Origin of the sequence: Streptomyces olivochromogenes (assembly GCF_001514115.1) — a bacterium.
GTDB lineage: Bacteria > Actinomycetota > Actinomycetes > Streptomycetales > Streptomycetaceae > Streptomyces > Streptomyces olivochromogenes.
This window is the reverse complement of the sequence record NZ_KQ948465.1, coordinates 26,426-38,091: the sequence shown is the minus strand read 5'-3', so window position 1 is coordinate 38,091 and position 11,666 is coordinate 26,426. Positions and strand designations below refer to the sequence as shown.

The 11,666-nt window shown below is 68.7% G+C and carries 9 protein-coding genes and 1 tRNA gene; 6 read left to right on the top strand and 4 right to left on the bottom strand.

Going from position 1 to position 11,666, the window contains the following annotated elements; translation table 11 throughout:
- Positions 1-303: 303 nt before the first annotated feature.
- The 4 genes from gyrB (at position 304) to AQJ27_RS33180 (ending at position 5,988) form a co-directional block, all read left to right on the top strand.
- A complete protein-coding gene (gene gyrB, locus AQJ27_RS33195) occupies positions 304-2,364 on the top strand; it encodes a DNA topoisomerase (ATP-hydrolyzing) subunit B (RefSeq protein ID WP_177324351.1) in 2,061 nt (686 codons plus the stop codon).
- A 42-nt stretch (positions 2,365-2,406) separates the two neighbouring features.
- Positions 2,407-5,001: a DNA gyrase subunit A gene (gyrA, locus tag AQJ27_RS33190; protein ID WP_067376652.1), complete on the top strand. Its 2,595-nt coding sequence runs from the start codon at positions 2,407-2,409 to the stop codon at positions 4,999-5,001.
- Positions 5,002-5,019: 18 nt separating this feature from the next.
- A complete protein-coding gene (locus tag AQJ27_RS33185; RefSeq protein ID WP_067376649.1) occupies positions 5,020-5,799 on the top strand; it encodes a DUF3566 domain-containing protein in 780 nt (259 codons plus the stop codon).
- A 112-nt stretch (positions 5,800-5,911) separates the two neighbouring features.
- Positions 5,912-5,988 (top strand) — tRNA-Ile (locus tag AQJ27_RS33180).
- A 54-nt stretch (positions 5,989-6,042) separates the two neighbouring features.
- Here the strand turns inward: AQJ27_RS33180 and AQJ27_RS56590 are convergent.
- Together AQJ27_RS56590 and AQJ27_RS33170 are read right to left on the bottom strand one after the other, a co-directional pair.
- Entirely contained in the window at positions 6,043-6,420 is a 378-nt protein-coding gene (locus AQJ27_RS56590) for a hypothetical protein (RefSeq protein WP_159064450.1), read from the bottom strand.
- A 422-nt stretch (positions 6,421-6,842) separates the two neighbouring features.
- Positions 6,843-7,196 (bottom strand): DUF6344 domain-containing protein, encoded by a 354-nt coding sequence (locus AQJ27_RS33170; protein ID WP_067376644.1) that lies wholly within the window; start codon positions 7,194-7,196, stop codon positions 6,843-6,845.
- Positions 7,197-7,544: 348 nt separating this feature from the next.
- Between AQJ27_RS33170 and AQJ27_RS57980 the strand changes: the two genes are divergently transcribed.
- Complete coding sequence (locus AQJ27_RS57980) at positions 7,545-7,673, top strand: DLW-39 family protein (RefSeq protein ID WP_003999697.1); 129 nt, start codon at positions 7,545-7,547, stop codon at positions 7,671-7,673.
- Positions 7,674-7,842: 169 nt separating this feature from the next.
- Positions 7,843-9,243, top strand: coding sequence for a hypothetical protein (locus AQJ27_RS33165; protein WP_235613676.1), 1,401 nt, complete (start codon positions 7,843-7,845; stop codon positions 9,241-9,243).
- Positions 9,244-9,280: 37 nt separating this feature from the next.
- On the opposite strand, the gene AQJ27_RS33160 is transcribed toward AQJ27_RS33165, so the two are convergent.
- Both AQJ27_RS33160 and AQJ27_RS33155 read right to left on the bottom strand, forming a co-directional pair.
- Complete coding sequence (locus AQJ27_RS33160; RefSeq protein ID WP_067376638.1) at positions 9,281-10,966, bottom strand: serine/threonine-protein kinase; 1,686 nt, start codon at positions 10,964-10,966, stop codon at positions 9,281-9,283.
- A gap of 132 nt (positions 10,967-11,098) precedes the next feature.
- Positions 11,099-11,647 carry a DNA-binding protein gene (locus AQJ27_RS33155; protein WP_067376635.1) on the bottom strand — a complete coding sequence of 183 codons (549 nt, stop codon included), beginning with the start codon at positions 11,645-11,647 and terminating at the stop codon, positions 11,099-11,101.
- Between the last annotated feature and the right edge of the window lie 19 nt (positions 11,648-11,666).

The following is an 11,666-nucleotide window of genomic DNA, read 5'->3' as shown; positions in this document are numbered from 1 at the left end:
CCGCGGTAGCCAAGGGTTGACACCCGGAAGCGCTGAGTGCCGCTGTAAGCCTCTTTGAGCCCGGGTCCACATATGGGGAGTCGGGAGAGACCGGTTCAGGGCGGCACATGCGGACTCAGGTACCGGCAAACCCCCATCACTGTCGGCGCTACCGGTAGACTGGAAGCTAATCCCGCCCCGCTTGCGGGGACCGTCCGGGAAAAGCTGAGCAACGCTGATCAAGGCTTACCAACGCAACGTGCCGCAGCCGCTCCGGCAACCCGCCGACGAGCTTGGCTTGTGCTGTGCCAGAAAGGGCGCTTCGTGGCCGATTCCGGCAACCCCAACGAGAACACCCCGTCCACCGACGCCGGCGACAACGCCGAGGCCACGACCTCGAACGGCGAGGTCACAGCCTCGTACGACGCCAGCGCCATCACCGTCCTCGAGGGTCTGGACGCGGTTCGCAAGCGACCCGGTATGTACATCGGCTCGACCGGCGAGCGCGGACTGCACCACCTCGTGTACGAGGTCGTCGACAACTCCGTCGACGAGGCGCTGGCCGGCCACGCGGACACGATCGACATCACGATCCTCGCCGACGGCGGCGTGCGTGTCGTGGACAACGGCCGCGGCATCCCCGTGGGCATCGTTCCCTCCGAAGGGAAGCCGGCCCTCGAGGTCGTGCTGACGGTCCTGCACGCGGGCGGTAAGTTCGGCGGCGGCGGCTACGCGGTCTCCGGTGGTCTGCACGGCGTCGGCGTCTCCGTCGTGAACGCCCTGTCGAGCAAGGTCTCCGTCGAGGTCAAGACCGACGGACGGCGCTGGACGCAGGACTACAAGATGGGCGTCCCGACCGCCCCTCTCGTCGAGCACGAGGCCACCGACGAGACCGGCACCTCGGTCACGTTCTGGGCCGACGGCGACATCTTCGAGACGACCGAGTACTCCTTCGAGACGCTCTCGAGGCGTTTCCAGGAGATGGCGTTCCTCAACAAGGGTTTGACGATCAAACTCACTGATGAGCGCGAGTCTGCGAAGGCCACGGCCGGTGCGGACGAGGCGGGTGCGGACGAGAAGGCCGAGGTCAAGACCGTCACGTACCACTACGAAGGCGGCATCGTCGACTTCGTGAAGTACCTCAACTCCCGCAAGGGAGACGTGGTGCACCCCACCGTCATCGATCTCGAGGCCGAGGACAAGGACAAGAGCCTGTCCCTCGAGGTCGCGATGCAGTGGAACAGCGGCTACAGCGAGGGCGTGTACTCCTTCGCCAACATCATCCACACCCACGAGGGCGGTACGCACGAGGAGGGCTTCCGTGCGGCGCTGACCTCGCTGATCAACAAGTACGCGCGCGACAAGAAGCTGCTGCGCGAGAAGGACGACAACCTCACCGGTGACGACATCCGCGAGGGTCTGACCGCGATCATCTCGGTCAAGCTGAGCGAGCCGCAGTTCGAGGGCCAGACGAAGACCAAGCTGGGCAACACGGAGGCGAAGACCTTCGTCCAGAAGGCCGTCTACGAGCACCTCAACGACTGGCTGGACCGCAACCCGAACGAGGCCGCGGACATCGTCCGCAAGTCGATCCAGGCGGCCACCGCGCGCGTGGCGGCCCGCAAGGCCCGCGACCTCACCCGCCGCAAGGGCCTCCTGGAGACGGCGTCCCTGCCGGGCAAGCTGTCCGACTGCCAGTCGAACGACCCCACCAAGTGCGAGATCTTCATCGTCGAGGGTGACTCCGCCGGTGGTTCGGCCAAGTCTGGGCGCAACCCGCAGTACCAGGCGATCCTTCCGATCCGAGGCAAGATCCTCAACGTCGAGAAGGCGCGGATCGACAAGATCCTGCAGAACCAGGAGATCCAGGCGCTGATCTCGGCCTTCGGCACCGGGGTCCACGAGGACTTCGACATCGAGAAGCTCCGCTATCACAAGATCATCCTGATGGCGGACGCCGACGTCGACGGCCAGCACATCAACACCCTGCTGCTGACCTTCCTGTTCCGCTTCATGCGGCCGCTGGTCGAGGCCGGGCACGTGTTCCTGTCGCGTCCCCCGCTGTACAAGATCAAGTGGGGCCGGGACGACTTCGAGTACGCGTACTCGGACCGTGAGCGCGACGCGCTGATCGAGCTGGGCAAGCAGGCCGGCAAGCGCATCCGCGACGACTCGGTCCAGCGCTTCAAGGGCCTCGGCGAGATGAACGCCGAGGAGCTGCGGATCACGACCATGGACCAGGAGCACCGGGTCCTCGGCCAGGTCACGCTCGACGACGCCGCCCAGGCCGACGACCTGTTCTCGGTCCTCATGGGCGAGGACGTCGAGGCCCGCCGCGCGTTCATCCAGCGCAATGCCAAGGACGTCCGCTTCCTCGACATCTGAGTCGGTCTCAGCTGACCGCAGCAGAAAGGATCTTCACCAGCAATGGCCGACGAGAACACTCCCAGCACGCCTGAAGAAGGCGGCGAGATCACCCTGCGCGTCGAGCCCGTCGGGCTCGAGACGGAGATGCAGCGCTCGTATCTCGACTACGCGATGTCCGTCATCGTGTCGCGCGCGCTGCCCGACGTCCGGGACGGCCTCAAGCCCGTCCACCGCCGCGTCCTGTACGCCATGTACGACGGCGGCTACCGGCCCGAGAAGGGCTTCTACAAGTGCGCCCGCGTCGTCGGCGACGTCATGGGCACCTACCACCCGCACGGTGACTCCTCGATCTACGACGCGCTGGTCCGCCTCGCGCAGCCGTGGTCGATGCGGATGCCGCTGGTGGACTCCAACGGCAACTTCGGCTCTCCGGGCAACGACCCCGCGGCCGCCATGCGCTACACCGAGTGCAAGATGGCGCCGCTGTCCATGGAGATGGTCCGTGACATCGACGAGGAGACCGTCGACTTCACGGACAACTACGACGGCCGCAACCAGGAACCGACGGTTCTGCCGGCCCGGTTCCCGAACCTGCTGATCAACGGTTCGGCGGGCATCGCGGTCGGCATGGCCACCAACATCCCGCCGCACAACCTCCGTGAGGTCGCGTCCGGCGCCCAGTGGTACCTCGAGAACCCCGAGGCCAGCCATGAGGAGCTGCTCGACGCCCTGATCGAGCGCATCAAGGGCCCCGATTTCCCGACCGGCGCCCTTGTAGTGGGCCGAAAGGGCATCGAGGAGGCGTACCGCACGGGCCGTGGCTCCATCACGATGCGCGCGGTCGTCGAGGTCGAGGAGATCCAGAACCGCCAGTGCCTGGTGGTCACCGAGCTCCCCTACCAGACCAACCCCGACAACCTCGCGCAGAAGATCGCCGACCTGGTGAAGGACGGCAAGGTCGGCGGCATCGCGGACGTCCGCGACGAGACCTCCTCCCGTACGGGCCAGCGGCTGGTCATCGTCCTGAAGCGCGACGCGGTCGCCAAGGTCGTCCTGAACAACCTCTACAAGCACACGGATCTGCAGTCGAACTTCGGCGCCAACATGCTGGCGCTGGTGGACGGCGTTCCGCGCACGCTCTCGCTCGACGCGTTCATCCGCCACTGGGTGACGCACCAGATCGAGGTCATCGTCCGTCGTACGCGCTTCAGGCTGCGCAAGGCCGAGGAGCGCGCGCACATCCTGCGTGGCCTCCTGAAGGCCCTGGACGCCATCGACGAGGTCATCGCGCTGATCCGGCGCAGTGACACCGTCGAGATCGCGCGCGAGGGCCTGATGGGCCTCCTGGAGATCGACGAGATCCAGGCCAACGCCATCCTCGAGATGCAGCTGCGCCGACTGGCCGCCCTGGAGCGCCAGAAGATCATCCAGGAGCACGACGAGCTCCAGGCGAAGATCACCGAGTACAACGCGATTCTCGCCTCGCCGGAGCGCCAGCGCTCGATCATCAGCGAGGAACTCGCGGCGATCGTCGACAAGTTCGGCGAGGACCGTCGCTCCAAGCTGGTGCCCTTCGACGGTGACATGTCCATCGAGGACCTGATCGCCGAAGAGGACATCGTCGTCACCATCACGCGTGGCGGCTACATCAAGCGGACCAAGACCGAGGACTACCGCTCGCAGAAGCGGGGCGGCAAGGGCGTACGCGGCGCGAAGCTGAAGCAGGACGACATCGTCGACCACTTCTTCGTGTCGACCACGCACCACTGGCTGCTGTTCTTCACCAACAAGGGCCGCGTCTACCGCGCGAAGGCGTACGAGCTCCCGGACGCCGGGCGTGACGCGCGTGGACAGCACGTCGCGAACCTGCTGGCCTTCCAGCCGGACGAGGCGATCGCCGAGATCCTCGCGATCCGTGACTACGAGGCGGTGCCTTATCTGGTGCTGGCCACCAAGGGCGGCCTCGTGAAGAAGACGCCTCTGAAGGATTACGATTCCCCGCGCTCCGGCGGTGTCATCGCGATCAATCTGCGCGAGACGGAGGACGGTTCCGACGACGAACTGATCGGAGCCGAACTCGTATCGGCCGAGGACGATCTGCTGCTGATCAGCAAGAAGGCACAGTCGATCAGGTTCACGGCGACGGACGACGCCCTGCGGCCCATGGGCCGTGCGACCTCGGGCGTCAAGGGGATGAGTTTCCGCGAGGGCGACGAGCTGCTCTCGATGAATGTTGTTCGACCCGGTACGTTCGTGTTCACTGCTACGGACGGCGGGTACGCGAAGCGGACCGCCGTTGACGAGTACCGCGTTCAGGGTCGTGGTGGCCTCGGTATCAAGGCTGCCAAGATCGTCGAGGACCGCGGGTCCCTCGTCGGCGCGCTGGTGGTCGAGGAGACGGACGAGATCCTCGCCATCACCTTGTCCGGCGGTGTGATTCGCACGCGAGTCAACGAGGTCAGGGAGACGGGCCGTGACACCATGGGTGTCCAACTGATCAACCTGGGCAAGCGCGATGCCGTGGTCGGCATCGCTCGTAACGCCGAGGCCGGTCGCGAGGCGGAGGAAGTCGACGGCGAGATCGCCGAGGACGAGACCGCCGAGGGCGTCGAGGCCGTCGGTACGGACGAGGGCGAGCAGTCCTCGCCCGAGTAGCGCGAGGAGTGAGTCATCGTGAGCGGAGCCACGGGCGCCGGATCGACCGGTACGGATACGGACGGCGGCCGTGGCTCCGCCGCGGAGACGACTGACTCCCATGACTCTCATGGATCCCAGGGGGGAACTGTGACGGACACCCGAGGCCCGCAGGCCCAGCAGTACGCGGCCGGAGCGGGCCCGGCGGCGGCCGGTCCGGCAAAGACCAAGGCCGCGCCCGGTTCGGCGCCCCCACCGGGGGCTCCTTCGGCCGGTTCGACCGCTTCGGCGGCCCCTGTCGGGGCCGCACCCGAGGCCGGCTCCGCGCTGCCGGGGGAACGGCAGCCGCAGCAGCCCGCGCAGCCGTACCACCCGCCGCAGGCGTACCCGGCTCAGACGCCGTCCGGCGCCGTACGTCTGCCGCGGACCGGAGCGCGCACCGCGCCCCGTACGCGCAAGGCGCGGCTGCGGGTGGCCAAGACCGACCCCTGGTCGGTGATGAAGGTCAGTTTCCTGCTCTCCATCGCGCTCGGCATCTGCACGATCGTGGCGGCGGCGGTGCTGTGGATGGTCCTGGACGCGATGGGCGTCTTCTCGACGGTCGGCGGCACGATTTCCGAGGCGACGGGTTCGAACGAGTCGAACGGCTTCGACCTGCAGTCGTTCCTCTCCCTGCCGCACGTCCTGATGTTCACGTCGATCATCGCGGTCATCGACGTCGTGCTCGCCACGGCGCTCGCGACGCTCGGCTCGTTCATCTACAACCTCTCCGCGGGCTTCGTCGGCGGTATTGAACTGACCCTCGCCGAGGACGAGTAACAGCAGCTCGTCGGGCCCGGCCAGGAGGCCTGGGATACCGATTTTGGGACTGGCCGCGTCGTGCGCTAATCTTCAGAGGTCAGCGCGCGGGACACACACCGCAAAGCGCGGCGGGGCTATAGCTCAGTTGGTTAGAGCGCATCCCTGATAAGGATGAGGCCACAGGTTCAAATCCTGTTAGCCCCACCAGCCAAAAGACCCCCGGGTGATCCACCCGGGGGTCTTTGGCATCTGCAGCAGACGTCATCCACGGGTGACGTCATCTACAGCTGACATCAGTGCGGGCTCAGGAAAGCGGTGATTGCGCAGAGCGCCGCGCCCAGCAGCAGAATGATCCCCGGCCCCCGCAAAGACGAACAGCGCCATGCCGAACAGCGTCAACGCCGCGTACTTCTCGGTGCGGGCCGGGCTGATCCGTACGTAGGAGCCGGCGTCGACCCGGTCCAGGCGGGTGGTCTGCCCCGAGGCCAAGGACAGGTTCACGGTGAAGCGTGCCGCGGGGTCCGTGGAGCGGCCGTCGTCCGACCGGAAGGCGCCGGTGCACCGGATCTCGGGCTTCGGCTGACCGACCCGTGCGCAGGACGCGACCGTGAGCGTGCAGGGCTCGCCCAGCAGGCCCACGCCGTGGCCTGCCTGGTAGAGCCCGAACGTGATCAGCCCGGCCCCGATCAGCGCGAACAGGGCGGAGAACGCCGGCCGCTGGGCCGGGTTCGCCGGCCGCGACGGCCCGCGGTTCGAGATCGCTGGAGCCAGGCACTGTCTCCTGACCTGGTGATCCCGTGAGCTGGTGGTCCCGTGAGGGCGACACGGGACGCTACCGGAGGGGCCCAGATCTGAGGCCGGGAGGCGATCCTGACGATTGTCGAGCGGCGCCGGTGTGCCGGACACGGCGAGCTGCCAGGACACGGCGAGGTGCCCGGACATGGCGAAGGCCCGGCAGCTCTTTCGAGGTGCCGGGCCTTCGGATCTCTGGTTGCGGTGTACGCAAGTTCGCCGCTACGTCGGGGGAGGGGGACTGGGGGGATGGGGCGGAGCCGTGCCGGTCAGCGCTGCAGGAGGGTCTCGGGCTCGGTGTGGGCCTCAGGGGCGCAGAGCGAGGCGAGGTCGGCCGGGTCGGCCTCGGTGGCCTCGGTCGGCGGGCGGTGCCGGCAGCTCGGTGAGGAGCCGTGGGCCTCGGCGCGGATGCGTTGCTTCATCGTGGGGGGCAGGGCCCGGCTGTATGGACCGGCCCAGGGAGAGATCGTCGGTACTGTCGCGGAGATCGTGCTGTTGCGCGTCGCTTCGGCCTGCGGTACGGCCGCGGCCGCGGTGGTCGTGATGAAACCGAGCGCCGTGCACAGCGCGACGAAGGCGGTGACGATGGCGGTCCACAGCTTCATGACCTTGTTCTGGGTCATGGCCCCTCACTTTCGGGTCAGGCGATTTGCGTACTTTCCTCATGATGTGTATGCGGGCCGCGAAGTGGTGGACCGACGCCCGTGGCGCGTCGATGTTCAGATCAACACCACTCGGATGGACGCAAGAGGTCGGAAAAGTGCCTGAAAGGTGCGAGAGGGTACTGAAAGTCACCGTGTGCGAGGTGTGATCACCCTGCGATACGACCGTGGCCGGAGCGGCCGGATCCGTTCCTACTGCTCTCCGCCGGGCGGCAGTTGGGGGCCGATGCAGGTCACCGATCGATATCGGTCGGTGTGTATAGTCGGGCGCCAGAGGTCCCCTACGTCAACGAAAGACGAGGTCGCGCGGTGAAGAAGCTTCTCCTGGTCGCACTGGCCGCCATCGGCGGGCTCCTCGTGTACCGCCAGATCCAGGCGGATCGCGCCGAGCAGGATCTGTGGACGGAGGCGACTGACTCCGTGCCCACGGGTTCGTGAGAATCGACACCAGTCTCAGATCAGACCCCGACCGCCCTAGCGGTCGGGGTTTTGTATTGCCCCGACCCACTCTGAATTCGCTTCAGCGAACGGATTGATTGCGTAAGCGAATATGTCGGCCTTTGGGCGGGTCGTTTCGGCCGCTTGTGCGGATAGCGGGGGTGGCTCCGTGACCGGCGGGGCAGGATGGGCCACGGTCCGGGGCGACAACGAGGGGTGGCGCGTGATGGGGCGGCGCACGGCATGGTGGCACGGCGGTCGGCCGCTCGCGATCGTGGCAACGGTCCTGTGCGCGACGGCGGCCCTGCCCGGACGGCCCGCCGCGGCAGTCGAGTCCGGTACACCCAAGCCGTACGCCTTCGCCCAGGGCGCCACGACGGTCCAGGGCGCCACGGGCACCACGGACGCCGTACGGCTGGAGCCCGGCGGGACGTACCGCAGTTCGCTCGGCAAGGACGGCAAGCTCTACTACCGCCTGGAGCTCGACGCCACCTCCAACGCGTACATCGCCGCCACCGCCGTCCCCAGGCCCGGCGCCGAGGTCGCCTACTCCGACGGCGTCAAGGTCTCCGTACAGGACAGCAACAGCAGCAGCTGCTCCTCCTCCACGACCGCCCACTTCGGCGCCTCCCAGAGCCCCCACCCCATCGCCGCCTGGGCGTCGCGCGAGATCGGCCCCGGCAAGTACGCCTGCCAGACGGCCGGAACGTACTACGTGGTCGTCGAGCGCGTCGCGACACCCGTCTCCTCGGCCTCCCCGCCCTCCTCCCCCGACGCCTGGGACCTCGAACTGAGCTATGTGTCGGAACCCCGCTTGGAGAAGGCGGATTCGACCAGTGCCCCCGAGACCTGGAACTCCGCCTCGCCCGAGGCCCTGCAGGGGGATGCGCGGCCACGCCGGGGCGGTGCGGGGTTCACCACGGCCGGCGCCCTCGGACAGGGAGTCTGGAAGGACGGGATCAGCCCCGGGCAGACGCTCTTCTACAAGGTGCCGGTCGACTGGGGACAGCAGTTCCACGCCACCGCCGAACTCGGCAGTTCGAGCGGCGGTGAGGGATCCATGGGCACGGCTCTCGTCATGTCCCTCTACAACCCCGTGCGCGGACTCGTCACCGACGTGGGCGCGGGATACGACGGCAGCCAGCGGTCGGCCGCTCTGGATCCGCTGCCGCCCGTCGAGTACGACAACCGCTACGCCTTCAACAACCGGATCAGCGGCATGCGGTTCGCCGGTTCGTACTACCTCGTCGTACACCTCGCGGCGCAGGTCGCCGACAAGTTCGGCGACGGGCCGTTCGGACTGACCCTGCGCGTACGGGTGGACGGCGCCGCGCAGACCGGCCCGGCGTACGCGGGGCGGGCCGTACCGCAGGACGTGTTCGACTCCGCGACCGGTGACTCCGTGCCGGCCACGGGTGGGATGGCGCCTGCCGGAAGCGGCGGGAGCGACGACGCCTCCACCATGAAGCTGGTCGCCGTGGGCGGTATCGGCACGGGGACCGTCCTGGTGCTGGCGCTCGGGGTGTGGACGGTGGCCGCACGACGGCGGGCGACGCCGCGCGGCTGGTAGGCCCGTCAAGGGGGACGGGGCGTAGGGGCGCCGGAGCTCAGATCTGGGTCAGCGCCCAGAAGCCCACCGCGAAACAGGCCAGCGCGAGAAGCAGCACCGGGACGGCCACCTTCGCGGGCGGTCCGGGGCGGGGCTGCGCGTGCTGACGCGTCGCGGCGCTCGGATCCGGGGGCCACAGGGGGGAGGGCGGCTGCACGGGCGTGTGGTCGAACGGCAGGGCATGGGTGGGCGCCGGCACCGGCAGCACGACCGAGGTGGGGGGAGTGGGGGGCTGATCGTGCTGCCACAAGGACCGGGGTCGTGGCAGCGGTGGCGGCAGGTGGAAGCTGCCGGTGTCCGACATCGTGGACGGCTGCGGGGGTGTGGCGTCGGGGGCGGGGTGCGGGGGTGCGGAGTCCGGGGCAGGGTGCGGTGGTGGTGCGGCGCCCGGGACGGGGTGCGGTGGTGCGGCGCCTGGGGCAGGCTGCGGTGGTGCGGCGCCTGGGGCAGGGTGCGGTGGTACGGCGCTGGGCGCGGGCTCGTGTCGTACGGCGCCGGAGGCGGCCTCGTGTCGTACGCCCCCGGAGTCGGACGCAGGCCATACGCCCCCGGAGGAACGATCCGCCCACGCGGCCCCGGAGACGGGCTCCCGGGACAGCGCCCCGGGATCGTGACGCCACGGCCCCGAGTCGTGGGGGCCGGAACCGGTGCCGGAGGCGTTGCCAGAAGTTGTGCCATGAGTCGTGCCAGGAGTGGTGCTGGAGCCGGTCGCGGACTCAGAGCCGGTCCCGGTCCCGGAGCCGGTGTCGGAGGCAGAGCCGGACCACGAAGGCGCGTTCTCCGCGGCGCGTGGCGTGGTCGCCCTGAGTGGTCCTGCTGGGCCGAACCCCGGGGGAAGCGGACCGAGTTGGTCGAAGACCTCGACCAGCTCGTCGTCGGGGCCGGGCTCGGGCAGCAGCTCGGCGGCGGAGGCCAGCGCCTTGCGTGCCCCGGTCGCGGTGCGGAACCGTGCCCGCGGGTCCGGCTGCAGCAGCGTGGCCACGACCTGCCACAGCGGCTCGGGGATGCTCTGGGGAGCGGCCGGTGTGCCGTTCTCCGCGAAGTACTCGATCAGGGCCTTGGCATCGGGTCTGGCCCCTTCGAGCAGGTAGAGGGCGACCAGACCGACGGCGAACAGATCGGCGGGGAAGTCCGGCTCGGCGCCCATCATCTGCTCGGGAGCGAAGTAACCGGGCGTTCCGACCACGTAGTTGGTCTCGGTCAGCCGTGGTTCACCCAGTCGCATCGCGATGCCGAAGTCGGACAGGCGCAGCCGTGGACGGGCCGTACCGGTCGCTTCGAGGAGGATGTTGGCGGGCTTGATGTCACGGTGCACGACGCCCTCCGCGTGTACCGCGGCGACTCCCGACAGGAGCTGGTCGAGCAGGGTGCAGACGAACGGGGGCGGCAGCGGGCCGTAGTCGTTGATCAGGTGGACCAGGGAGCCCCCGGCCACCAGGTCCATGGTGAACAGGACCTTGTCGTCGTCGGCGGCCCAGCTGGCGGGCGCGAGCACATGGGGGTGATCGATCCGTAGCGCCTGCTCCCGCACGAAGCGCAGCAGCGCGTGCGCGTCGCTCTGCTGGAGCACCTTGGCGGCCACATAACGGCGCCGCCGCTGGTCCCAGGCGCGCCAGACCGCACCGACTCCCCCGTGGCCGATCGGGTCGACCAGTTCGTAGCGTCCGGCGAAGACCTCACCCATGGTCGTGCGTCGCTCCCCTTCGGCGGTCGGTCCGGCGCAGGCCCCCCGTTGAGACGCCCGGCGGCCCGAGGTGCGGAGCCGGACGGCGTCCCGAGCCCCCGGCGCCGGGTGTGCGGCGGCCGGGCCGTCGGCTCAGCTCTGGTGCGACTGGTAGTGCGCGACCGCGTCGGAGGTGCGGCCGGCGCCGTACACCCGGAGGAACTCTGCCAGTTCCGGGTGGGTCGGGGCGAGGGTGTCGGCCGCGTCGATGATGTCTCCCGCGGCTGCCACGGAGCGCAGCAGCGACTGGATCTCGCGGACCACCCGCTTCACCGTGGGCGCACCTGAACTGCTCGTCGACTGCGTGGTGTTGCTGAGCACCGAGCCCCCTTGCGACTTTTTGATCTCGTCCATGCGCTCGGTCGCCTCGGCGGCGCTGACGCTGCCGTCCGCGACCTGCCCCGCCAGGTCCTGCAGCAACTGCACGCGCTGGACCACCGCCGGATTGCCGATCTTGGCACGTTGACCGCTCATCAGCTGCGACAGCATGGGCGCGGAAAGTCCCAGCACCCCGGCAAGACGCGCCTGGTTGAGGCCCAGATCCTCGATGAGCCTACGGAAGAGCGCCCCCAACGGCTCTCCGTACCAGTTCCGCTGCAGCTCTTGGGCTCTTGCGGTTGCTTCCTGCTGTGCGGCGTCCATTGCGTCTCCCCATCGCTTC